Below are 24208 nucleotides of genomic sequence, written 5' to 3' on the forward strand. Positions count from 1 at the left end.
TTATTCCTTATTAGTTGAGGGATCACTGTAGCCGTCTTCTACAACAAGATATAAACCCGAAACTCTTCTCACTACGACGCTCTGCCCTTTAGCCAATGGCTGGTCGCATTTCGCCTGCCATATCTCACCATCAACCAATACTCGACCATCACCTGGGAAGCCACTTACCACCTTGGCACTTTGCCCCAATAACACTTCTACACCGGTTGTAACGGGTTTGCGCCTTGCCTTAAGCAGCAATGCGAGGATGACAAAGGTAAAGAGAGCAGACACCACAGTCAGGCCAACTATAAGTGGGATGGCGATTTGATAGCCTGGTGTTTCAGTATCCATTAGCATAATCGAACCCAAAACAAAGGACACGATTCCGCCCAGACCAAGTATGCCGAAACTCGGGCTAAACGCTTCCGCAATCATCAGGGCAATACCGAGCAGCAGCAAACCTAGCCCTGCGTAGCTCACGGGTAACATTTGCAGTGAATACATTGCCAATAACAGACATATACCACCGAGAACCCCAGGCAAACCGACACCCGGGTTATAAAACTCCAACAGCAAACCATAGATCCCGATTAACATCAGAATATAGGCCACATTTGGGTTGGTGATGACAGAAAGCAACTTAAAGCGCCAGTCTTGCTCCCTCTCGACAAAAGCAATGTTGTCCAGCTCAATTTGTTGCTCTAAGCCGTTTATGGTGATGGTTCGCCCGTTCGACTGCGTCATCAAGCTATCTAGATCGGCGGCAATAAAATCAATGACATTTTCTTTCAGGGCACTTTCGGCATCTAAACTCGCCGCTTCAGTTACCGCTTTCGCCGCCCATTCTTCATTTCTGCCATGTAACTTGGCTAACCCCTGGATATAGGCAGTTGCATCATTAATGACCTTCTTCTCCATGGCGGTTTTCGCTTTTACCCGATCATCTTCAGGTTTTGTCTCTTTTTCAGTAGCCGCAGATTCCTCTTCATTCGACTCTTTTTTCTCTTCCTTTGGCGCAAACGGATTACTACTGCTGTCATCATCTTTTCCTGACGGAGCAGTTAAATTGACAGGCGTCGCCGCCCCCAAGTTGGTCCCAGGCGCCATAGCCGCAACATGACTGGCTAATAATATATACGTCCCGGCACTGGCAGCTCTAGCCCCTGACGGTCCGACCCAGGTTGCCACGGGAATTGATGATGTCGTGACTGCACGGATAATATCCCGCATGGAGGTATCCAGCCCTCCCGGGGTGTCCATTTTCAACACAATAAATGATGCCTGCGCCTCTCTGGCATCGTCGATTTCACGGGCCACATAATCACTCGTCGCCGGGCCAATTCCACCTCTAATTTCGATGACCCACACATTATCGGCAGAAGCTGAAAATGCTGTAAACAGTAAGGTCAATACCAGCGCACAATAAGAGAAAAGCCTCATCTAACTTCCTCCCCCAAGAAAAATAGCGACTTACTCGATAGTACTGCTAAGTTTCTGAGTTGCCATTAACTGCTATAAGCATAGCCTAAGTCATTAAGCACACTGTTTTTATGGCTTCTTACATTCAAAAATAAGACAACAACATGAAGGAAAAATGACATTTATACTTAGGCAAGTATGGGCAAAAGAGCAGCCAATATGCAGAAACACTTAACCGTGCCTTGCCCAGAGTCAGAAAAACTTTCGAATGGCGATAGGTGTTACATAAGTATTTAGCAGAGAGTGATTTTGGTTTAGGTGAAAAAAATGGCGACCGGTAAGTCACCAAAGCCAAGTAAACAGTATTATACCCAAGCTACCTCAAGATGCAGGATTCAGAGTGAGTCCAGCGTGCTCCGTTCAAGGAAAATGACGGTAGGAATGGTATTCCCTTTCAACGTTATTTGACACAGAAATGGACGTCGGAATGCCGAACCAACTGGCTCTCTCCCAAAGGGCGAGCTCCTGTTCTTTTAAGTAGATAGGGGCTTCTATACGTTGTTACCGATTATTAATTTAGAGCCACTAGATTTTCAAATCGGTGCCTAGCCTGCGCGGCCCGGCCACAACCCAAGTAATTCTCGCTGAAACGAGCATCTTGAGGTAGCTTGGGTGTACCGTGTTATTTCCACTTAAGTAGGCGCCCTAATTGCGACGGATGATAAGACCAGCAGTGGTCAAAGATTGTCATCAGCTCTGGGTTACCATATTTCGAAAGATTAACAGCATGGAAACGGTTCTTCTGCTCCTTGAGTTTGTTAATCCGCTTCATCATTGCATCGGGTTGAGACGGCGCGATAAAGTCTGACAACACAACCAAATCGGCATTCTTATATTTCCCACTAGTCATTAGCTCAATGGACTGATCAAGTACCGGGCCTAAATCTGTCCCGCCATGGAAAGAATAAGAAAGGAAATTCAGCACCTCACTGAGGCCGTCTTGTTTGGTCAGTTCATAGGTAATTTGCTGTGTCGAGAACATGATGACATAGCAGTCCCGCTCTTCAGCCAGGGCAATTTGCATCAACCCGTAGGCCAATGCCTTGGCACATTGCTCAGGAAAACCATTCATCGAACCAGAAGCATCTATACAAACGATAAACGGTCCCTTATCTTGTTCAACCTGCTTAGTCTGGCGCTTGTACGCCTTCACCTTTCTCAGCTTACGTTGCGCACCTTGCACACGATAATTCAACAGGCGCTTGTCGACCAAATGCTTGTAGAAGACGACTTCAAGCTCCGGATAGGCTAAAAACATCGCCTCGTTAGGCAAGAGCCTTGACAGATCATCACTCTCGTGTACACCAACAATATCATCCGTGACACTGTCACTGCGCTCTTCAACCATTTTGAGATCTTCTGAACGAACACGTTCCTTGTTCGGATCGTCTATTTCACTGGCCATTCGGCCCAGCTTTTCGGCAATCTCCTGAAGCCCATTGTTCTTCTTCAAAAATCCAGCGATCGATTTTAAGCTATCTACATCACTGCGAGTCAGCTTGGCCTTGGCCATGTCCCACAGACGACCTGCTTTCTTCTCGTCACCGGCTTCAGTGACCTCTTCCATCTGCTGCATAGTTTCGATGCGTTGATACAGATCCGCCAACAGCTTGTCTTTGTGTTGCTCCAGCTCAGTTTGCTGCGCCTCGGTCAATGACTTAGCCAATGCCTGATACCACTGGTTACAAAAATAGCTCTGAAACATTGGGTTATGTTTCTGGTGTTCTCTGTCTACCAGGGTTTTTGCCCTAAAATAAAAGGATGAATGGCCTTCGAGTCTTTTAACAATCGAGTCTGCATGTTCGACAAAGTACTCAGGCTCCCAATTACTCACTTCATGGTAGAGATCTATCTCCTGCTGAAACCGAGCCTCTATACTGACCTTGGTAACACGATGCTGTACCTGTCCCCGCCATTTCATGATCTGGTTTTTCATCGCCGCTTTGATGCCGGGATTAGACTCAGCCGCAACTATCAGCTGCGGGCGCATCATCAGTTCATGAACTGCATTGTCAATAATACCTGACTCAGCAAGCATCATTGCAATATTTACACTTTCAGTAACTGGCATAGAAGTTCTCCAGCTTAAGCAAAGTACTCAGACATCTGAGAGATCCGAAACGCGCTCTTCTCAATCACAATCTTCAGATCAGCAACGGAATCTGAGGCCGATGAAATACTTTGCTCTATCAAAGCCGGAAGCTCGGCATCGACAAAGTTATGAGGTAATGCGCCATGGAAGCTGCTACGGGACACCTTAAGGCTATGCTCAGCATCTGCAATTTTACCTGATGCCTTCTCTGCCTCGATCTGCCACAGTTGCTGTTGGGCATCAGTCATACCATCTGCACCTGCAACACCAACCAAGACAGAGCGATTAGCAATATCTTTAATGACCAAACGATGCTGGGCGTCAACCTCAAACTGTAATCGACAAAGGTGGGTATTCTTGTTGACGAAGCCGTAGATATCGCATTGGCCGGTTTTAATTTTCTTCTCAAACTCATCGCCATCAACATACACCCAACGGCTGTCTCCGGTTTCTTGTTCGGAAACAGACGGATTTTGCTGCAGCATGACCAGCTTGATCATTCGCGGATTATGATTCACGTTATAACGTCGAGCGGTAGAGAAATCACACTTGAACCTCTCTTTACGCATCATAGTTTCGTGCTCAAAGGTGATGCACAGCTCAGAGGCAATATCATCATGGACATCATCGATAATACTCTGTGCCTCATTGGCATTTAGTTGCGCCGTCTCCTGATTGAAAGCTTTCTGAGTCGCAAACTCACTGATGATGGAACGAACGACATTGCGTGATTCAGGGCTATGCCATAAACAGTCTTGCAACAGCAACAAATCAAGCGGATTGATGGCTTCCCTTCCGTTGAAGAACGCACTCGTCTTCAGCAGACGCACTGACTTTTTCCAACGGCGATCTGAGATATACAGCTCACTATCTTCAGAGGCAAAATCCTCGCCAGCCTCAGCGCGCTGTTCAACCATCGATTTCAGTTCATAGATTTTTTCAAAGATCTCATCATTCAAGCGGATCTCGTCGATATGCTGCTGCCAACTCTCATATTCTTCATCGGTAATTGCCAGCCCCGGCTCTAATTCTTTTATCGACGGTCCGTCTCCCATCAGCATGGCTTTAAAGTTCTGCTTTTCTTGAATCCGATTAACAAACACGCGTACTAGCATTCGGTCAAACAACGCTTCCAGTCCGCTGTCTTCTTCGGGCAATTCATTGGATGCCGTAACCAAGAGGCGCATGGGTACCGGGAGGATATCCTGACCGTTTTTAAATGTGCGCTCATTGACAACAGTCAGCAAGGTGTTGAGAATGGCAGGACCAGCTTTCCAGATCTCATCAAGAAACACGACCTGCGCAGTCGGTAAATAACCGTCCACCAACCTTACATACTTACCGTTATCTTTTAGCTCTTGAATAGAGAGTGGACCAAACACTTCTTCAGGGGTAGAAAAGCGCGTCATCAGATAATCAAAAAATTGGCTATTATCAAATGCTTGAATCAAGCGCTTGGCAATAAGGCTTTTTGCAATGCCCGGAGGACCCAGCAGAAATACACTCTCACCAGCTAAGGCTGCAAGCAAGCACAGCTTAATCGTTTCTTCGCGCTCATAGACACCATTAGACAGAGCCTTAACAAGTTTTTGGATCCTTTCAGACACCAAGGCTTTATTTGGTTGTGCTTGTCTTGCCATTGTTAGCATATTCCGACCTCTCTAATTGTTATGTCCATGTGCCTGTAGCACAACAATTCTAGTCTTCTATAGAATAGACATAAAACACGTCATGTTACAATAATGTTAACTGAAATAATTTGTTACATTCCTTGTATATCAGACAGTTCGTTCTACAGCCATAAGTGAAACTATGATTGCATTATTGAGATCTTGCTTAGTAAATGTGATTCAGTTATACCGTATAAATGCTCTCGAAATAATTAGTTAATATTCATGTGGTTAATATAGACTCCGCTTTTATTGCTGTTTTTTTGCACGATAAGAAACAAATGATACATTTCACAGTTTTCAAATGAGTTCCTTATCAGAATAGTTATTTCATCTCCGAAGCCATTGTTTGTTTTTGAACCAAGGTTTTAAGTTTGTGATCAAATTAACAAATTCGAGTCAATAACAACCCAAAAAAAGCCCCCTTATTTCACCTAGAAAGATCAGCGTTGGATTTCATTTGTTCATCCAGCAAATAACTTGTGTGTGGTTTCATACTCTGACACTATATTTAGCTCTTAACGTCATAGAATTTCTTCGCCTTTTCTTTGGTAATAAATGAACAGCCTATCTCAACTCCCTAAGCGGTTAGCCATTGTCGTTACCGCTGGTATCTGCTTATCTGTATTGGTTCCGTCAGGAGGTGCGCTAGACGTCATACTGTCTATTTTTTCTCTCGTATTGATTATTATTTTACTACGTGAAGACTTCGGCAATGAAATGCGCGGTTGGCTATTCCTCGCATTAGGGACATACGGGCTTGGCGTACTAGCCGATTTGCTTGATGAAATTCCTGAGTTAAGGAAACATTGGCTACTTGATAGTACCGATGACATTTTCATGCATATTGGCGTTTTCTTAATCTGCTTTTGCTTTAATAAAATGCTTCGCCAACGATTTAACCTTATCGGTAAACTCAATATTCAAATAGCCAAAGCACGCACCCTGGAGGGACAACTGAGCCGTTTAGCCCTTCAAGATGACCTAACCGGCCTGAATAACCGACGCGCGTTATTTCGTCGCTTCGACAACATGGCCATTCACCTTGAAAGAGGGATCCTTGCTTATATCGACCTCGATAACTTCAAACAGGTCAACGATCGTCTGGGGCATAATCATGGTGACCAACTACTGATCAATATCGCCTCGTACTTGTTGAAAACCGTCCCGACCGGCAGCCAAATATACCGCATTGGAGGTGACGAGTTTGTCGTGTTACTCCCTGACGAAGATCAGAAAAAATGTTATCAATGGATTGATACTTTGTATGAAGTTACGGCTGAAACTCGAGAGCATTACAATATCGATATCAGTATTGGACTGGCGCCATACTACCCCGGAAACCTGAGCGAGCCTGACGCTATTTTAGCGAAAGCGGATAAGGCGATGTACAAAAACAAACTCAACAAGGAGCGGACAAACCAGTCTTTATCCGTTGTTTCTTAACCCCACTTCTTCACATTACTGTCATATACCCGTAATAAGATGTCCGGCGATCTTATTCTGGTTTATTTTTGGAGAAATGTAATGTTATCCAGGGCTACTACCCTATGCACCATTTTCGCCGGCCTTGCATTTAATGTACATGCTAAAGAGACTGTTACGGTTACAGGATCCACATCTGTTAGCCATGTTGTTGAAGTGCTTGCAGAGACCTACTCCCAAGCTAATAAAGAAACATTTATTGCAGTACAGGGAGTGGGGTCTTCTGCTGGTATTGCCGCAGTCAAACAAAATGCTGCCGATATTGGTATGAGCTCGCGGTATTTAAAGACAGCAGAAATTAACCCTGACGTACAAACTGTCACTATTGCCCATGACGGTATCGCCCTCATCGTTAACAAAAGCAACCCAGTTACAAACCTGACCAAAGAGCAAGTATCCAAAATCTACCACGGCGAAATTACCAACTGGAAACAAGTGGGTGGACCTGATCTGAAAATGGCTGTCGTAAGCCGTGAAAATGCATCAGGCTCTCGCTTCTCTTTCGAGGATTTCATGGGACTGACACAGCAAGTCGCCGGTCAGACGGTCTCTGATATCAACCCGCAAGTACTGGTGGTCAATACCAACGGCACAGTAAAAAGTTTAGTCTCGCGCAATACCCATGCGATTGGCTATATTTCCCTGGGTTCAGTCGATGACTCCGTAAAAGCGTTGGCATTTGAAGGGGTTGAACCTAGCCTGGCAAAACTGGAGTCCGGTGACTATAAAATTTCCCGACCATTCCTAATGCTGTACAAAGAAAAGAAAATCGCTGATAACGCCAAGGCATTTATTGACTACGTTATCTCCGATAATGGCCAGACAATCATCGAAAAACGCGGTTATCTTGCAGCCAATCCACAGTAACGCCAATTCACAATGACAGTGACTAGGCCAGCACATGCTGGCCTTTGACTCTCAACGCTTTATTGAACAACGGGATATTTCATAACCCGTCCCCATTCTGTCCATGAGCCATCATACACTGTCAACTTATTGCGACCTGCTAGTTCAGCGGCCAGAGCCAACACGCAAGCTGTTACCCCGGAGCCGCAACTAAATACCAAGCGTTGTTCTGGATCACTTACCGCATCAAAGCGCTTCACTAGCTGTTCAACACTAATAAAGTGGCCGTCTTTCACCAACTGTGAAAAAGGCAGGCTTTTGGCGTTTGGCATATGTCCACTACGAACGCCTTTACGCGGCTCGGGCTGGGTGCCATAGAAACGTGCGGCTGGCCGGGCATCAATTACTACAGTATCCAATGCATCTAACTGAGTACTTAAAGTATCAGCATCAATTACCCACTCAGGCTGAAAATCACTGTTATATTCAGTCTTCGCCACTTGCTCGGGAGTGTCAGTATCAATTGGCAGTCCTGCCTCTTCCCAGGCTGGCAGCCCTCCATCAAGTACAGCAACCGATTGGTGTCCCATCGCCCTGAACATCCACCAAACTCTTGGTGCCGAAAAGAGCCCTTGGCTGTCGTAAACAACAATGTTATCGCTAGATTGGATTCCAAGCTCAGAGCACGCCTGAGAGAACAGCATCGATGACGGTAACATATGTGGTAACTCGGTGTCTGGTGCGGCGATTTTTTTATCAAAATCAAAAAAGCGAGCACCGGGGATACGCTTTTCCAACCATTCCTGCTCCGGATCACGTTCTACTCCAGGTAAAAACCAACTGGCATCAAGTACCACGATGTCAGATCTTTCAACTTGCTCGGCCAGCCACTGGACTGACACAAGCGGGGACGGGAACTTTTTTTCCGACATATTGCATTCCTTTCGCTAGGTACTTCTATCTTTATATAACGCCAACCAATATAAAAATTTAGTCATTCTTAAAGTTAATATCCGACCACCTACTTATTCGATTGGCATAAACACATTTTCTTACGGTTATAACAATAATACTAATAGCTATAAGTCATCGTCGTTAAGTATGATTATTATGTTGTTATCCAGAAAGCTTAGTTTTCTCGAGGGCTATCGATGAAACATTTTTTCACCGGGCTTATTGCCTTCAGTATGTTTTTATCACCTGATACTGTAGCTTACAACTCAGGAAGTGTTTCATTTACTATTGATAATGATGGTATTGTTGGCACCGATAAAAACTATACCAATGGTATTTTTCTGGCTTATCATTCAGCCTCCTCACCGTTACTGAGTAACGTAACTCCCGGACCGATCTACCAAATTGCAAAATATCTGCCTTTGGACAAAGAGAGCGCTAAAGGCTGGAATGTCGTCTTTGGTCAACAAATATGGACCCCGGAAGACATTGAGAGTACCGAGCCTGTCGAAGACGAGCGACCTTATGCCGGATTGCTCTTTCTCGAAACAGGTGTCTATCAATACTCACCCAGCCGGACTGATCAATACAATTTCATGTTCGGCACAGTTGGCCCCAACTCTCTTGCCGAACAAGGACAAAGATTTATCCATGACATTATCGGCTCGGATGAACCGATGGGCTGGGACTACCAGATCGAGAACCAAATCGTATTTAATCTTGGCTATCAAGGCCATCGATTAATAAGCCGGCATAATACTGAGCAATCAAATAGCGGCTTGTCACAATATGACTTTAGTGGTGTTGGCCGTATCAACGCAGGTAACTATCAAAGCGAGCTTGCCATTGGCTCGGTTGCACGCTGGGGAAACAATCTTGCCCATAACTTTGGCACCACCGGATTCAGCCCGGGAAAATTTGTTGATATCGGCATGCTCTCAGCCAGTCCGCAAGGCTACTTCCTATTTACTGGCATCGAGGGCCGATATCGGATAAATGACATAACCATAGAGGGAGACCGCCCCAGTGAGGTTCCCGATAGTAATGTAGAACACTTACAGGCAACTGCGGTAATTGGCGGTGTATACTACCAGCCCAAATGGGGATTAAGCCTTAGCTTTTCAATCAGTACACCTGAATTTGAAGAGGATATGCACTCATCAAGTTCTATTGGTTCATTGGAAGTATTCTGGCGCTTGTAATCTAAGACAAAGTAGCAGTAGCGACGATATCGCCACTGCTGTTACTTGTTTGGTATTAAGTGAGAATTTGCAGTTTTGGCCACAGCTTCAGCCACCGCTTTTCAACTATGCGCTGTTGAAATATTTCCGGCCTTGGGTTGTAAGGATTAACACGCACCATCAATGACCAGTTTTCCTCAAGGCCAAAAGGAGCCGTAAATGTAAAGCTTTGATCAGACTCTAACCTCACACCCACACATGTCGGCACCTCAATCCATCGCGCTATCCCCTCTGTTGTAGAAGAATAAGGCTGGTGGCCATGGCGAGCATGCATTCTCGCCTGATTACGTACCTCCCATTCAACATCAGGCAACAGCCTTCTAAGGCTTGCTTCTATATTGCTTTCTGTCTTTGGTGAGGTATCCCTCGCATCAAAATAGACGACATCTACATCGTTAAGTGGTGTCATGACCGTTTTACTATGCAGGTGATCCCAAATAGCATTTCTGAGAAAACCGGCTCCCAGATACCAATCTGGCAACTCTAGCATACGCGCCACCTCTAAACAGGCCATTCGCAGCTCGTCACGGACTAAAATCTGGCTGGTCTTTTCTTCAAATCCTGTCACTTTCTGCCCCCTTACCCTCGACAACGCAAAATTGATACAAGGCAAATAAACGCTGCTAGACGACTTTCTGAATAAGTGATGAAATACCGTCTTGCGGGAACTCTGCCTTTTCAGCCATAGCCGCAATATCCTGTGCGGAATATTTCTCGCCATCATACACAACAACCATGCTGGTATCGCCTGGTTGCAAGAAGGTTGTTTCACCGTATTCGGTGTAACGCGTCGCACCGATACTGATCAACGCCTGCTCGGGATAGTTGGCATTCTCAAGATGTTGGGCAATGTTCTCAGTCGGCCCGACATCCTGCTGATTGTTCATCCGTTCTACAATCCAGTTCAATAGCTTTTCATGGAAATAGCTATAACCAACCACCGGGCTATCTTCCCCGTAACGCTCGACCTGATCGTCCCGTTGATGAAAACTTGCAATTCTGTATCGATCAAGATCTCCGCCCTCAGACAAGCTCTCCAGCTCAAACATCTGGCTAGCGATCCCTTTAGTACTCGCTCCCCAGTTTTTCTTTTCACTGATTTTATTGGCATTAGGTTTACGGATTGAACAGTCGTTATAGGCCGCAAACTTAACCGGCTTTAGCCCAATCACTTTTTTACCCTGATATTGAATATCACAAAGCAACGCAACTTCGGGCTCAATCTGTAAGTTGTCGGCTTCATTTGGTGGGGTAATGGTGTCTGATGACAATGGGTAAGTCGCCAGAAACCCAGCTTTATCCGAAGGGACATAAAATGGAAAAATAGCTTTTGGTTGAACAGCTTCTTTTACTTCAACCGTCAAAAAGTCATTTGCTTCGCCTGCTTGCTCAAGGTGACCGGCAAAATTACCGGCTACGCCAAAACCAATTACATTTCTAAATGCCATAACTGTCTAATTCACTTTGAAAAACTATAAACATAATATCGAGATGCCCCGTGGAGATCACTCAACAATGGTTGAGTCTTTGTGCCAGCTCAATGATTAAATTGCCCTTTGAACAGAAATAATACAGCTTTCGATTAATATATCCATTAACAGATATTTTTCATGCAACAACATACAGCACATAACGAAGCAATCTGTATAGACTTATTCACTTTGCCTATATATAGTTAGCTGCAATAAAAAAACGACGTTCACTAGGTAACAGGATGTATAAAACAACCTTTGGGGCAACAGCGATTCTTCTCGCTATCGCAGCAACACCAAGTAGTGCGGCAACCCCGGAAACTAAAGTCATCAACGGTAGCGACGCCTCCTCCTATGGCAGTTTGTTGCTACCTTGGCAAGCCGCGATAAAGCAAACCTTTGCTGACTCTACCGGCTGTGGCGCTGTTGTTATCAGTGAAAACTGGGTAGTGACGGCTGCTCACTGTGACATTCTCCAAATTGGGAATGTTGTAATTGCCGGAACCTCTAATATTCCGCAGGGCGATTTCAGCCAGCTAGATGACAAGTATAAATTCAACGTTGTCAAACGTATTGCACACCCAAACTATGATGACACTAACATCAATCATGATGTGGCCCTGTTCCGTGTTGATCGCTCGCTATATAGCATCGCCCAACCGATCAAAATTGCAACCGCTGCTGAACAAGCAGTTGCTGATCAGGACTTTGCCAATACCTGGGTGGCCGGTGCTGATTCCAGAGGAAACCTGATCGCTTCCGGGTGGGGTGACACTGTCACTAATGGTAACTCACCAAAAGAGCTTCAGGTCGTCAAGCTTGGCGGTATCCCGGATGACCAGTGCAACAATACGATGACGGACAACGACAGTTTTGTCTGCGCAGACACTAACATTGCAGGCCTGATCAAAGATGTATGTGCCGGGGATTCTGGCGGACCAATCATATGGCAGAACCCAAGCTCTATCGCTGATACAGACAAGGGCATACGCCTTGTCGGTGTCACAAGCAATGGGGCAAAATGCAGCGATAAAAACGACAATGCGGATAACCCGGCTTATCAACTCAATGGTCAGTACTCGCAGTTATCGACATACCGTACCTGGATAGAAACGACAATTCAGGCTGAAGACAGTAATCCATCTTTTAGCCTTTCGGCGATCCCTACCCCAACCTTAAGCCAGGATCCGTTTGTAGTCGTTGAAGACCGTCCTAAGAGCTCAGGCTCATCAGGTGGTTCAATGCCAATCTGGGGACTTGGCCTGCTGTCGCTAATTGGCTTTATGCGCCAGCGTCGCTAACAGTACAACTTCTAAGAATAAAAAAAGGGCTCCGTTCGGAGCCCTTTTGCGTTACAGGTTTTGTCTGAAATTAAGCATCTTCAAGTGCAACAATCTTTGTTGACCCGCCATGAAATTTCTCTCGACGACGCTGAACTAGTGCAAAGAAGCCAGGGATCAAGAAGGTACCTGCCAGCAAAACACATAGCAAACCACCTGTCAGCGAGATACCCAAGGAGTTCTGGCTGATATGCCCAGCACCCGATGCAAAGATCAGTGGTGTGATTCCGAGAATAAATGACCAGGAGGTCATATTTACCGCACGGAAACGTAACTTACCACCACGGACCGATGCCTGCTCAATATCCAGCTCTTTTTCTTCCCGCTCGATTTTCGCAAATTCGACAATCAATATTGCATTCTTTGCAGCCAGCGCAATCAAGAGTACAAGACCAATCTGTGCATACAGGTTAAGCGGTGTCCCTGTCGCTGCCAATGCGAGGAAAGAACCCAGTGTCGCAACCGGCACAACCAGGATAATCGCTAGTGGAATACTCCAGCTTTCATATTGCGCAACCATGAACAAGTAAATAAAGATCAATGCTAACGCAAAAGCATAGATAGCCTGGTTACCGGCCTTAACTTCCTGATAGGCCATCCCCGTCCACTCATACTGATAGCCTTGCGGCAATACTTCAGCAGCAACACGCTCCATAGCAGCAATTGCATCACCACTCGAGTAACCAGCAGCAGCACTGCCCTGTATCACAGCAGAGCGGTACATGTTATAGCGCCATGCCACATCCGACTCAAAGACCTGTTCAATTGTCGCCAAAGTACTAAGCGGGATCATTTCGCCACTCGATGAGCGAACGTGGAAACGCTCAAGCGAATCAAGGTCGTTTCGATATTCGCTGTCCGCCTGAACCGTCACACGGAAGTTCTTGCCATACAGTGTAAAGTCATTGATGTACATAGAACCGAGGTTACCCTGTAGCGTCTGGAATACCTCCGTCAGCGGAATACCCAGTTGCTTGGCTTTAACCCGATCAACATCCACATAGTAATGCGGCACATTGGCGCGGAATGTACTGAAAGTAAACTGAATTTCAGGCTGGGCATTGGCTTTTTGGATCAGTTCACCCATCACATTGGCCAAATCAGTTCGATTTCGGCCCAGCGTATCTTCCAAAACAAATTCAAATCCTGATGCTGCGCCCATCCCCGGAACAGCAGGTGGGCCCATAGCAAACACAATCGCTTCCGGCAATTCGGCTGCTGCGCGTGCGTTGATACGATTGGTAATAGCAAATGACGAATGATCCCCTTCCATGGCATTGCGCTCGTCCCACTCTTTCAGCTTGATAAACAGTGATGCACCATTGGAGGCCGCTGCACCAGTCAGGAACGCATAACCATTAGCAACGGTGATCCCTTCGATACCTGGCTCTTGCTCGACAATCTCCTGAAGCTTAATGGTTGTTTCTTCTGTACGTGAGAGCGAGGCTGCATCTGGCAACTGGACATTTACCAGCAATATCCCTTTATCTTCCTGCGGGACAAATGCTGTCGATGTGGCCTTCGACAAGTAGCTTACGGCCAGCACTGCAACAATAAAAAAGCTAACCAGCATACCAACTTTTCGTACCATAAAACCGGCGATGGCACCGTACTTCAATGTGATCTTGTCCAGCCCTCGGTTAAACGTCTGGAACCAGCGAGAGGTATTCTCCCCACCTTGCTTAAGTACAAGCGAACATAATGCCGGTGATAATGTCAGTGCATTAATCGACGAAATAACAACAGAAATACAGATTGTCAGCGCGAACTGGCGATACATGATCCCGGTAATACCCGGCAACATAGCAACAGGCAGGAATACTGCCAGCAGAACCAGTGTCGAGGTGATAATCGGCCCCGTGACCTCTTTCATCGCAATAAGAGTGGCTTGACGAGGCGTCAGGCTTGGATCCCGCTTCATGTTGGTATCGACGTTTTCGATAACCAAGATCGCATCATCCACCACAATACCAATCGCCAGTATCAAGCCGAACAAGGTAACCGTATTGATGGTAAAACCTGTTGCCAACATAATGGCAAAAGTACCAATAAGAGACACAGGAATGGCAACAACCGGGATCAAGGTTGAACGCATACTACCCAGGAACATATACGTTACGGCAATAACCAGAATGATGGCTTCAATCAGTGTTTTAACAACCCCTTTGATGGACTCCGCAACAAATAAGGTGGTGTCATAACTGGTTTCATACGCCATACCTTCCGGCATATTGGCTTTCAGGTTGTCAAGAAGAGCCATCACCGCCTTGCCACTTTCCAGCGCGTTGGCATCAGATTGAAGTGACAACGTCACGATGGAGGCTGGTTGTCCTCTAAAGGTACCGTTTCCGTCATAGAACTTTTTACCCAGTTCTACACGGGCAATATCTTTCAGGTAAACAACCGAGCCATCCGGGTTGGCACGAAGCACAACATTTTCAAACTCACTAACCGACTCCAAGCGGCCTTTGGTCACCAGGTTAAACTGTACTTCCTGGGCATTGTTGAATGGCGGTGCCCCCACCTTGCCAGCTGCTACCTGAACGTTCTGTTCTGCAAGAGCAGCGTTGACATCAGAGGTCGTCAATCCCAGGTTGGCCATCTTCTCGGGGTTCAGCCAAACACGCATCGCATATTCGCCGCCACCAAGAACATTTACCTCACTGATACCCTGTACCCGCGCAAGCTGATCTTTTACATTCAGGTTAATGTAGTTAATCAGAAACTGATCATCATATTTGCCATCTGGCGAATAGAAGTTCAGTACCATCAACAGATCCGGGGAGCGTTTCTTCACTGTCACACCAACCATGCGGACTTCCGCCGGCAGCTTCGACTCAATTTGAGAAACTCGGTTCTGAACGTTAACCTGCGCCATATCCGGATCCGTTCCGACATCAAACGTCACATTGAGGTTATAGGAACCGTCATTGGCACTTTTGGAGGACATGTAAATCATGTTCTCAACGCCGTTTACCGACGCTTCAATGGGATCGGCAATAGCCTCTTCGACCACTTCGGCACTCGCCCCCGAGTAATAAGCAGTCACGCTCACCGAAGGCGGGCTGATTTTTGGGTACTCAGCGATCGGCAGGTTCATCAGTGCGATGGCCCCGGCCAAAGTCAAGATAATGGAGATCACCAGCGCAAATTTAGGACGCTGGATAAAAAAGCGACTAAGCATGATTATTCCTTACGCATCCGACTGTTCGAAACGAACAGTCATACCATTACGAACACGCTGAAGGCCCTTGGTCAGCACGACATCTTTTGAGTCCAGGCCCTTGCGAATAATCACGCCCTGTTCTGTTTGCGCACCTAACACAACATTCCGGCGCTCAGCCACATTGCCGTCTTTCAATACCATAACAAAATCCCCCTCAAGGTCGCTCTGTACCGCGCGGCGTGGGATCACCGTCATTTTGACAGGCTCTTTTTCTCGCAGAAAGACTTGCACATGCTGCCCCGGCAACAGTCGCTGCTCAGGATTTTCAAACTTGGCTCGCATCGCAATTGTACCGGTGTTCAGATCTATTCGATTGCCAATGAAGTCAACTTCACCAAGGTGCTCATAATCTTTACCGTTATTTAGCGTCAGAAGAACTTCGACGTCACCTTGCCCCTCACCACTTCCGTCAAGCCCGTCAATACCCAAATCGAGTCGCTGACGTTCGCTGATATTAAATGAAGTCTGAATGGGGTCGAGGCTCACCAAAGTCGTTAATACCCCAGAATTGGGGGAAACAAGATCGCCAATGCTGACTTTGCTATCGCTAATCCGACCGGTAAAAGGCGCAATAATCCGGGTAAAAGACAAATCGACCTCTGCTGACATCAGCTGAGCTTTCGCGGACTTTAACTGGGCTTCGGCATTCAGTTTGTCTGCGGTCGCTTTATCAAAATCAGATTGACTAATACTACCTTTAGGTAACAGGTTTTTACTCCTTTCCCAATCAAGGTTGGCGCGTTTCAATGTCGCCTCGGCCTGAGCTATTGAAGCTTTAGCACTCGCTACTTTTGCTTCATAGGCCGCGGGTTCCACTTGAAATAACAACTGGCCTTTTTCAACCACTTCCCCCTCATCAAAATATCGCTCTTTGAGGTATCCGGATACTTGTGCGGTAATTGCAACATCTTCTATCGCTTCGGTCCTACCAACAAACTTCTTACCTTGCTGATAATCAATAAGTGAAACAGGCTGTGCGGTTACCAAAGGGCTGACCGGTGCAGATTTGCCCGATACCTTATCGCCACACCCAGCCAACAAGCTGGCAGCTATCAGTGTTGCAATAATATGTTTTTTATTCATTTGCCGACCATATGTAATATATATAAAACAAGAAATTGCCGAAGCAATTACCGAAAAATTGATAAATTATTCAGATATTTTTGTAGTCTGATAAACTTAGCACTGCGCCTTTAATGAAAGCTGAACAATTGAAATTAGTAACGGATTTTCGCTGCTTAAGTGTTTCAAAATGTTTCTAGCCTTTATTTGATTCAATTATCAATAACGATGGCGACATTTATTGTTTAAATACAAATATTTACAAAGGTAACCCCAAACAAAGGAATATTATCTATATGGACTTTTTCCCTGTTTTTCTAAAACTAAGCAATAAGAAAGTACTGGTTATTGGCGGAGGGGAAGTTGCATGTAGAAAAGTTGATCTTTTACTGCGAGCAGGTGCATCGATCACATTGATCTCACCTCAGCTACACCCTTACCTTGCCGGTCTTGCCGATAGCAGTCAGCTAACCTGGATAGAAAAAGAATATGAATCCGATGATATAACAGGATTTCATCAAGTATGGGCAACGACCGATGTACCATCGTTAAACCATCAAATATTCAAGGATACAGACGCGCAGCGCATTTGGACCAATGTCGTCGATGATCCCGGCCACTGCGACTTTATTACGCCATCAATGATTGACCGTACCCCGATTCAAGTCGCAGTTTCCAGTGGTGGAGCATCTCCAGTTCTGGTTCGCTTTATCAGAGAGAAGCTGGAGACCCAGCTCCCGCAAAACCTTAGCCTGCTAGCAAGCTACTCAGGCAAACAGCGCCAGCGAATCAAGCAACATTACTCTACGGTCGACGAGCGCCGCAAGTTCTGGGAACGATACTTCCGTCTGCCTGAAGTTGAGAATGCCACCTCAGTAGAGCAACTTGAGGTAGCATTCCAACGGCTGCTAAATCAACCTGATACTTCATCAGGAAGCCTATACGTTATCGAAACCGGTGGTGATCCGGAACTTCTCACACTGAAAGCATTACGGTTGATGCAACAAGCTGAATGCGTACTTTATCCCGAGGGAAACAATGATATTTTTGTTGATTTGTGCCGACGAGATGCAGAACGTGAAATGTACAAGGAATCAACTATTAAGCAGCAGGTAGCCACACTATTAGCTAAGGACTTACGAGTTTGCATACTGGTTCCCAAACACGCAGCCCCATGCGGTCTAGACGCTATATGTGACGAATATAACAGCTCGCTTATTCCTTGTTTAGGCTAAGCGAGTTTAAATACAAAAATGCCGCGCAATCGCGCGGCATTTTTTAAATGATATAGAATAATTTTATCAGTCAAGTTCCGCGACAGCGAAATCTTCTTTTGGTTGGCTCAGCTTTTTCTGTAGCCATACACCAGACGCTTTCATGCTATAACCGAACAGTACGCCAACGATAAGTGATGGGATCACCAACTGCCAGTCACCATTTGCTGCAAACGTCGCACATGAACCGATAAACGTTCCTGGAATAAAACTCAGCCAAGACTTCTTGGCTTGTACACACATCAGAAACGCAACAACGGCTGTTACAACGTAGCCAAGAATCTCAATGCCAACCATAGTTGAGAGGTGAATAATCACCATTGCCCAAAAGACGCCGCTAAGGTTTGTCGCAATACTTAAACCCAAACCTTTAATTCCGTCTTTCGGAGAGGCAAAGTACGTTGTACAACCTAAAAAACCTGCCCAACTTAGCAAGCCGAGCGAAACGGCAACCCATCCCCAGATACCAGAAAGAATTCCCGTTGTGATAGCAATGGCGACAAGAACTGACATGTGAAATCTCTTATTAATACGCTTAGGGAAACAGTCTAATTGAGTTCCTATTTCATTTGAGTGATTAAGATCACACAAAGTATGAAACTTACATACACCAAAATCAGCAAATAAGATCCAGATCACTACAATAACGATTTCATCAACACTTTACGGCTTTCAGTTCTGTTTATACTAGTTAGTGCCAAACCAAGAGTAAACTCACTGTTTACCAACGTAAACAAATAACGTTTCGTATTAGTGATATGTCTCCAATACTATGAATCCGGTCTATTAGTCATGTTTGTCTTGAATTGACTGTGGTAACGTATCTACGGTTTTTAACTGCTATGAACAGCTTACTATTCGCTCCTCGCTTTCAACCTGTTCATTGTTTACGTCGGAGTTTTCATGGGACCTTTAATGCTTGACGTATCTGGCTACGAGCTAGATGCTGAAGAACGCGAAATCATTCAACACCCTACCGTTGGCGGAATTATCTTTTTTGCCCGAAACTATCATGACCGTCAGCAGCTAAGGGCGCTAACCAAAGATATCCGAAAAACAGCCAACCGCCCTTTACTTATTGCTGTTGACCAAGAAGGTGGAAGAGTACAGCGATTCCGTGAAGGCTTTACCTTATTACCGCCAGCCAAAGCTTTTGCAAGCCAACAAAACGGTCTTGAGCTTGCCAAACAAGGCGGGTGGCTCATGGCCGCCGAGTTGCTGGCTATGGATATCGATTTAAGCCTGGCACCGGTGCTGGATCTCGGCTTCGACTGCAAAGCCATCGGAGATCGTGCCTTTTCTGATGATCCTCAGCAGATTATTAAATATGCCAGTCAATTCATTCTTGGAATGAAAGAAGCCGGTATGGCGACAACAGGCAAGCACTTTCCTGGCCATGGCGGCGTCATTGAGGACTCGCACCTCGAAACACCGGTAGATCCACGCAATAACATTAAACAGCATGATATGACAGTATTCATGCAGCTTATTAACGATGGTTTGCTTGATGCTATGATGCCTGCCCATGTCATCTTTGATGCTTACGACAACCAACCTGCCAGCGGTTCTGAATATTGGTTAAAGAGCGTGTTGCGTGACGATCTCAACTTCAAAGGGGTTATTTTCTCAGATGACCTGAATATGAAAGGGGCCGATGTGCTTGGAAATTATAGCGAGCGCGCCATTGCCGCCCAGCAAGCCGGTTGTGATATGGTCATGCTCTGTAACAACCGAGCCGGCGCTGTTCAGGCACTTGATGGCCTTCCCCAAACACAAGTTCCTTGCTTAGAAGCACTATGTAAGAAGCCGACTGGTGAGTACAGAGATTTGGTCAAAACCAGGATGTGGCAGGACAATCAACAAGCAATTAGCAAACTTGCTCAATCTTGGCGGGAACAGCAGTCTTAATTCTTCTCGTCGGCGGGATAAGAACGATCCCGCCGGCAGTGGTAATATACCCTAGCTACCTCAAGCCACACAGGCCATCTTTTGTTCCTGAGGTTGAGAAGCCATACTCTTGCAGAAATACGCAAAATCACGAAAAATCATTGGCTTACCAAAGAAGTATCCCTGCTGCAAGTAGACCCCCTGCTCGGCAAGGTACTTTGATTGCTCTTCAGTCTCTACACCTTCGGCTATCATCTCCATCCCTGCCTCCTTGCCAAAAGCGATTATCGAATCAAGCAAGGATAATTTGATATCGGCAGTGCCAATATTCTCCACAAACATCTTATCAATTTTTAGGCTTCTGATATTAAGCTGCTGGATATAGCTAAAACCGCCATAACCGGTCCCGGCATCATCAAGTTTGACACCAATACCCCGCATTCTCAGCTGCTCAATAACATCTGAAGCCATGGTTAAGTCTGTAAACTGCTTTCGCTCAGTTACTTCAAAAGCAATTTGTTCGGGTGTTATTTCTGAGTGTTGTAGCAGCTTTAGTGATTTTTCCAGCACATCCAGACTCTCTAGCTGATCAGGAACCACATTGATACTGATAACCTGTTTCGTCGTCTGCCAATTCAGTTTGCTGATCTCATAAATTGCCTTTTCTATAAGCTGCTCGGTAATGGGTAAGATCTGGCCACTCTTCTCAACGTAAGGGATAAACTCCATCGGTGAAATAACATCTTGTCCTGGTCGCTGCCAGCGAGCAAGCATTTCACAGCCGTAAAGAGAATTGCTAGATACATCAACAATGGGTTGATAATAAGGAACAAACTCTTGCTTCGCCAAGCCCTGTTCAACCAGTGAGTGGAGCGACATTTTTCTACGGATAAACATACGATATAAGGAAAGACAGATAGCCCCAAGCCCACCGCCAAACAAAAACAATGGCAACCATAACTCTTCCTTATACTGAGCAAGTAGCTCTTGCTTTACAAACGTATTGATCCTGAGCCCTTCAGAAAATTCAGAGGTAAACAGCGGCTCATTAACAAGCAATGCTGCGTCTCCACGCCAATAAGAGACGGTTGGACTATCAATAGAAGAGATCGAGCTTAATACACAGTCATCACAGTACTTGTTTCTTAGAGTTTCAGAAACAAGGGGCTCCATATGAACCAACAACCTCCCCTTCTCGCCCTTCCATTCTGCTACCAGAAGGTTCTGTTCGCTTCTCGACTCTGATGCTACCCACAATGAAACGTCAGGCGTCATGTTGCTAAGCAAAGGAACCAACCTTGATTCCGTATCAGCGCCCTGAAAGCTAGAGCACTGTGAACCACTCTTCGTTTTTATGGTAATCCGCCGAATAACATAATCGTTATACGCAATGTGCTGAAGCTGATGCTGATCAAGTGGGCCGCAATCAAACTGAAAATTCCGGCTTAGCGAACTGAGTACATCAGGGAAGCGTTCCACCTTCATTGAATAGGTATTCAACAGCTCTTTCGAATCTGAACTAATGATATATGACAGCTGAAGCTGTGAAAAGAAGCCACTTAGCAGTGAAAAAAGAAACGATAGGCCTAGAACAAATACAATAGATGATAAGTTATGCTTTTTTAGAACCCCACGCTTGAATACACTCGCCTCTGTATTCCGAGCTCGATTATCGAATAACATAACCTGAAAAACAACCTTTCCCTAGTAGCCGTCCATGGATTGTAACAGTGAATGTCACAATAAAAACAACGATATTGAGTTACAACAATATACAACAATATTCATTAATGAGATGATTCTCAAGCATTACATTTTTATCTCTTACGACTGAGATCACGACTTGATAAAAAACGAAAAAAATGTATTACAAGATCTAGATTAAACCTGATCTTGATCAAAATTGAATGCAGAGGAAATGAGGATGTAAAGAAAAGGCAGCAGGAGTTTGCTTAGACAGGAATAGTCAAACAATAGTAATTACTATTCACATTGAATAGATAAATAAAACAAAAGCGCCATATGGCGCCCGAGTTTTATAGCGAGTCTCGTGAATAGTCTATACCCTTCGTGCATTTCTTCTCTTTTACGATAATGAATGCAGCGCCGAATATGAAGGCAATGACTAGCAGAGTTTCCATAATAACCTGTAAACCTTTGATTTAAGCCATGGTGCTTAATCCGAGAATGAAGACACCAAAAAAAGGGTTAAACTACGGTCTAAAGATTGCCTCTTGGCAAAAGCAATTTTTAGACTAAAAATAAGATACCTTATTTACGTTTAATTTGCACTAACTAGTTACAAAAATGTGATGAATAATCATATCCATCTACCAGGCATTATATCGTAGATTAATTTATTAACCCATAATCAATAAGCTAATCTACACAGCGCCCAGAATAGCAATCTAAATCGCTATTTCTTATAAATATTCGGTTTCTTATTTGTAGCCCGTATATTTTGCGCTCAATTAGACAAGATTACCAGCACTTTACTGCTGAAATTTATTGGCTTTCATAATTAGAAAAACTAATAGCAAAAGAACGACTGGTGCCGTTCTTTTGTACTAGCTCATACGAATGTTTGTTATAACCAACGCTTCTGACCAGTAAAGGTAACAGAAAGCCAGGTATCACCTAGCTCATCGGCTAACTCATCCCAAAGTAACTGTCGGATATAATCTTGCCGAGTAGTTGTCCAATAGGCATCGTCTATAACCAGAATATTTACTTCAAGATCGTACTGACGCCCTGTTTTGGCAAAGTGATGGGTGTAATCAGCAAAGCGATATTGCCGCGACAACCTCGCAATCACCCGATCAACTTGCCGTTGTACATTATCTTGAGGAGCAACCAGCAGCACCTCACGAAGGTTACGCCGCAATACTTTAATCGGAAGTACTGAGGCGGCAATAGCCAGTGTCGAGACCAAGATTGGATCAACATAAGCATTCCAGCGTGAATAACCTAACTGATCCAATAAGACTACAATAATAAAGCCAACCAATATTGCGGCACTCAGAATGCCGTCAACAAGCCATTCCTGGGAGTCAACGCGTACCAGTTCGGACTCCACACTGCGCGCGATATACGTTTCAATAAAATAAATGGCAAAACAACATACGGTGGAAATGATCGCATAAACAATTGCATGTTCCAGAACTATATCATGTCCACCTTTGACAATGGTTTGCACACCACTGAGAAATGCAAAAAAGCAAGTTATAAGGATGAGCAAGCCATTGACGACATTGATAAGAGGTTCGATGTGCGCGTAACCGAACTGAAACTGCTTGTCATCAGGCTTTGAAACGAGGTAGGCGGTATAAAGGCTTAGGCCAGTCATACCCATACTGAGAAACGAAAACATGCCGTCGAGTAAAATGGCGTTGGATCCGACATATAATCCATAGCCAATCCCCAAGCCAGCCAACAAAACGGTTCCAGCCAGGGATAATTTTAATGCCAAACGCTCTTTACTGATTTTACGGCAAATAGCCATACAATCCTCCTTATACACTAATAAATTATTGACCACACCCAGTCCCCTAAGGGAGGATGCTAAGTATTTATCTACCTTAGCACTAACTATAACTAAATGAAAAGCTGTATATTTTTACCATTCATACTGCACCATCCAACACATAGTAAGCCTTCTAATTATCATCCAAAGCTATGAATTTAATGTGTCATCTAGCCAGTCAACAAACTCTTTTTTACGCAAAGCGGTATTCAACACAGATTGCTGTTTGCCTTTTTTGAAAACCATTAAGGTTGGAACACCACGTATACGGTACCTGCTCGCCAGTGCTTTATTTCGTTGGACATTTACACGCAAGAAGCGAAGCTGCTTTTTCTTCTCAGAGGCCACCTTTTCGAATATCGGCTTGAAAGAGTTGCAAGGCGAGCAATTAGCTCCCCAAAAAGTCACAACAACAGGCTTAGGGCCTTTGATTAAAATATCAAAGTTACCGACATCAGCCTCTATCGGTTTGCCATCTAATACGGGTTTATTGCAATGTTCACACAGGACCGTATTCGACAAGGACAGGGGAGAAATTGACACCGACTTTTGACAATGAGAACATAAAACACTGATTAACTTCATGGGCCTTCCGGACGACTTACAGCACATACATAATGTGCACAAGGATACCAGATCCCCAATCATAAGATCATATCTATATATTCAGTAAAA

At 45.0% G+C, this 24208-nt stretch carries 18 protein-coding genes; 6 read left to right on the top strand and 12 right to left on the bottom strand.

Annotated features, from left to right (window positions below; all coding sequences use genetic code 11):
* The 3 genes from BIT28_RS24465 to BIT28_RS24475 all read right to left on the bottom strand — a co-directional run bounded on the left by BIT28_RS24465 (position 1) and on the right by BIT28_RS24475 (position 5202).
* Positions 1–1422, bottom strand: a complete 1422-nt coding sequence (locus BIT28_RS24465) for an NfeD family protein (protein WP_075767554.1) — start codon at positions 1420–1422, stop codon at positions 1–3.
* Positions 1423–2083: 661 nt separating this feature from the next.
* The gene (gene viaA / locus BIT28_RS24470; RefSeq protein ID WP_075767555.1) at positions 2084–3532 is read right to left on the bottom strand and encodes an ATPase RavA stimulator ViaA; all 1449 of its coding nucleotides are present in this window, start codon (positions 3530–3532) and stop codon (positions 2084–2086) included.
* Between the two features lie 14 nt (positions 3533–3546).
* Positions 3547–5202, bottom strand: coding sequence for an ATPase RavA domain-containing protein (locus BIT28_RS24475; RefSeq protein WP_075767556.1), 1656 nt, complete (start codon positions 5200–5202; stop codon positions 3547–3549).
* A 579-nt stretch (positions 5203–5781) separates the two neighbouring features.
* Between BIT28_RS24475 and BIT28_RS24480 the strand changes: the two genes are divergently transcribed.
* Together BIT28_RS24480 and BIT28_RS24485 are read left to right on the top strand one after the other, a co-directional pair.
* Complete coding sequence (locus BIT28_RS24480; protein ID WP_075767557.1) at positions 5782–6669, top strand: GGDEF domain-containing protein; 888 nt, start codon at positions 5782–5784, stop codon at positions 6667–6669.
* Positions 6670–6750: 81 nt separating this feature from the next.
* Positions 6751–7575: a phosphate ABC transporter substrate-binding protein gene (locus BIT28_RS24485; protein WP_075767558.1), complete on the top strand. Its 825-nt coding sequence runs from the start codon at positions 6751–6753 to the stop codon at positions 7573–7575.
* Between the two features lie 59 nt (positions 7576–7634).
* Here BIT28_RS24485 and BIT28_RS24490 read toward each other — a convergent pair whose 3' ends face one another.
* Positions 7635–8486, bottom strand: a complete 852-nt coding sequence (locus BIT28_RS24490; RefSeq protein ID WP_075767559.1) for a sulfurtransferase — start codon at positions 8484–8486, stop codon at positions 7635–7637.
* Positions 8487–8705: 219 nt separating this feature from the next.
* Here BIT28_RS24490 and BIT28_RS24495 point away from each other — a divergent pair, with 219 nt between their 5' ends.
* Complete coding sequence (locus tag BIT28_RS24495) at positions 8706–9710, top strand: lipid A deacylase LpxR family protein (RefSeq protein ID WP_075767560.1); 1005 nt, start codon at positions 8706–8708, stop codon at positions 9708–9710.
* Positions 9711–9765: 55 nt separating this feature from the next.
* Here the strand turns inward: BIT28_RS24495 and BIT28_RS24500 are convergent, their stop codons facing one another.
* Positions 9766–10317, bottom strand: a complete 552-nt coding sequence (locus BIT28_RS24500) for a nucleotidyltransferase family protein (protein WP_245823863.1) — start codon at positions 10315–10317, stop codon at positions 9766–9768.
* A gap of 55 nt (positions 10318–10372) precedes the next feature.
* Positions 10373–11197, bottom strand: a complete 825-nt coding sequence (locus tag BIT28_RS24505) for a DUF5718 family protein (RefSeq protein WP_075767561.1) — start codon at positions 11195–11197, stop codon at positions 10373–10375.
* Positions 11198–11463: 266 nt separating this feature from the next.
* On the opposite strand from BIT28_RS24505, the gene BIT28_RS24510 reads away from it, so the two are divergent.
* Entirely contained in the window at positions 11464–12522 is a 1059-nt protein-coding gene (locus BIT28_RS24510; RefSeq protein ID WP_075767562.1) for a S1 family peptidase, read from the top strand.
* Between the two features lie 70 nt (positions 12523–12592).
* Here BIT28_RS24510 and BIT28_RS24515 read toward each other — a convergent pair whose 3' ends face one another.
* Positions 12593–15745 carry an efflux RND transporter permease subunit gene (locus tag BIT28_RS24515; protein WP_075767563.1) on the bottom strand — a complete coding sequence of 1051 codons (3153 nt, stop codon included), beginning with the start codon at positions 15743–15745 and terminating at the stop codon, positions 12593–12595.
* 9 nt (positions 15746–15754) lie between these two features.
* Positions 15755–16870 carry an efflux RND transporter periplasmic adaptor subunit gene (locus tag BIT28_RS24520; RefSeq protein ID WP_075767564.1) on the bottom strand — a complete coding sequence of 372 codons (1116 nt, stop codon included), beginning with the start codon at positions 16868–16870 and terminating at the stop codon, positions 15755–15757.
* Positions 16871–17145: 275 nt separating this feature from the next.
* On the opposite strand from BIT28_RS24520, the gene BIT28_RS24525 reads away from it, so the two are divergent.
* Positions 17146–18084, top strand: coding sequence for a precorrin-2 dehydrogenase/sirohydrochlorin ferrochelatase family protein (locus BIT28_RS24525; RefSeq protein WP_075767565.1), 939 nt, complete (start codon positions 17146–17148; stop codon positions 18082–18084).
* Positions 18085–18150: 66 nt separating this feature from the next.
* Here BIT28_RS24525 and BIT28_RS24530 read toward each other — a convergent pair whose 3' ends face one another.
* The gene (locus tag BIT28_RS24530; RefSeq protein WP_075767566.1) at positions 18151–18636 is read right to left on the bottom strand and encodes a DUF1097 domain-containing protein; all 486 of its coding nucleotides are present in this window, start codon (positions 18634–18636) and stop codon (positions 18151–18153) included.
* Between the two features lie 390 nt (positions 18637–19026).
* On the opposite strand from BIT28_RS24530, the gene nagZ reads away from it, so the two are divergent.
* Entirely contained in the window at positions 19027–20031 is a 1005-nt protein-coding gene (gene nagZ, locus BIT28_RS24535) for a beta-N-acetylhexosaminidase (protein WP_075767567.1), read from the top strand.
* A 60-nt stretch (positions 20032–20091) separates the two neighbouring features.
* On the opposite strand, the gene BIT28_RS24540 is transcribed toward nagZ, so the two are convergent.
* From BIT28_RS24540 to trxC, 3 genes are all read right to left on the bottom strand, one after another.
* Positions 20092–21693, bottom strand: a complete 1602-nt coding sequence (locus BIT28_RS24540; protein WP_083652125.1) for an EAL domain-containing protein — start codon at positions 21691–21693, stop codon at positions 20092–20094.
* A 904-nt stretch (positions 21694–22597) separates the two neighbouring features.
* The gene (locus tag BIT28_RS24545) at positions 22598–23512 is read right to left on the bottom strand and encodes a cation diffusion facilitator family transporter (protein ID WP_075767568.1); all 915 of its coding nucleotides are present in this window, start codon (positions 23510–23512) and stop codon (positions 22598–22600) included.
* 171 nt (positions 23513–23683) lie between these two features.
* The gene (gene trxC, locus BIT28_RS24550) at positions 23684–24118 is read right to left on the bottom strand and encodes a thioredoxin TrxC (RefSeq protein ID WP_075767569.1); all 435 of its coding nucleotides are present in this window, start codon (positions 24116–24118) and stop codon (positions 23684–23686) included.
* Positions 24119–24208 lie beyond the last annotated feature (90 nt).

Origin of the sequence: Photobacterium proteolyticum (genome assembly GCF_001939735.1) — a bacterium.
GTDB classification, from domain to species: domain Bacteria; phylum Pseudomonadota; class Gammaproteobacteria; order Enterobacterales; family Vibrionaceae; genus Photobacterium; species Photobacterium proteolyticum.

What these genes read in the sequence shown, in the direction of transcription:
- BIT28_RS24520 (WP_075767564.1), bottom strand. Translation starts at nt 16,870, where the DNA reads ATGAATAAAAAACATATTATTGCAACACTGATAGCTGCCAGCTTGTTG.
- BIT28_RS24505 (WP_075767561.1), bottom strand. Translation starts at nt 11,197, where the DNA reads ATGGCATTTAGAAATGTAATTGGTTTTGGCGTAGCCGGTAATTTTGCC.
- nagZ (WP_075767567.1), top strand. Translation starts at nt 19,027, where the DNA reads ATGGGACCTTTAATGCTTGACGTATCTGGCTACGAGCTAGATGCTGAA.
- BIT28_RS24485 (WP_075767558.1), top strand. Translation starts at nt 6,751, where the DNA reads ATGTTATCCAGGGCTACTACCCTATGCACCATTTTCGCCGGCCTTGCA.
- BIT28_RS24490 (WP_075767559.1), bottom strand. Translation starts at nt 8,486, where the DNA reads ATGTCGGAAAAAAAGTTCCCGTCCCCGCTTGTGTCAGTCCAGTGGCTG.
- BIT28_RS24525 (WP_075767565.1), top strand. Translation starts at nt 17,146, where the DNA reads ATGGACTTTTTCCCTGTTTTTCTAAAACTAAGCAATAAGAAAGTACTG.
- BIT28_RS24540 (WP_083652125.1), bottom strand. Translation starts at nt 21,693, where the DNA reads ATGTTATTCGATAATCGAGCTCGGAATACAGAGGCGAGTGTATTCAAG.
- BIT28_RS24465 (WP_075767554.1), bottom strand. Translation starts at nt 1,422, where the DNA reads ATGAGGCTTTTCTCTTATTGTGCGCTGGTATTGACCTTACTGTTTACA.
- BIT28_RS24480 (WP_075767557.1), top strand. Translation starts at nt 5,782, where the DNA reads ATGAACAGCCTATCTCAACTCCCTAAGCGGTTAGCCATTGTCGTTACC.
- BIT28_RS24545 (WP_075767568.1), bottom strand. Translation starts at nt 23,512, where the DNA reads ATGGCTATTTGCCGTAAAATCAGTAAAGAGCGTTTGGCATTAAAATTA.
- viaA (WP_075767555.1), bottom strand. Translation starts at nt 3,532, where the DNA reads ATGCCAGTTACTGAAAGTGTAAATATTGCAATGATGCTTGCTGAGTCA.
- BIT28_RS24510 (WP_075767562.1), top strand. Translation starts at nt 11,464, where the DNA reads ATGTATAAAACAACCTTTGGGGCAACAGCGATTCTTCTCGCTATCGCA.
- BIT28_RS24515 (WP_075767563.1), bottom strand. Translation starts at nt 15,745, where the DNA reads ATGCTTAGTCGCTTTTTTATCCAGCGTCCTAAATTTGCGCTGGTGATC.
- BIT28_RS24530 (WP_075767566.1), bottom strand. Translation starts at nt 18,636, where the DNA reads ATGTCAGTTCTTGTCGCCATTGCTATCACAACGGGAATTCTTTCTGGT.
- trxC (WP_075767569.1), bottom strand. Translation starts at nt 24,118, where the DNA reads ATGAAGTTAATCAGTGTTTTATGTTCTCATTGTCAAAAGTCGGTGTCA.
- BIT28_RS24495 (WP_075767560.1), top strand. Translation starts at nt 8,706, where the DNA reads ATGAAACATTTTTTCACCGGGCTTATTGCCTTCAGTATGTTTTTATCA.
- BIT28_RS24475 (WP_075767556.1), bottom strand. Translation starts at nt 5,202, where the DNA reads ATGCTAACAATGGCAAGACAAGCACAACCAAATAAAGCCTTGGTGTCT.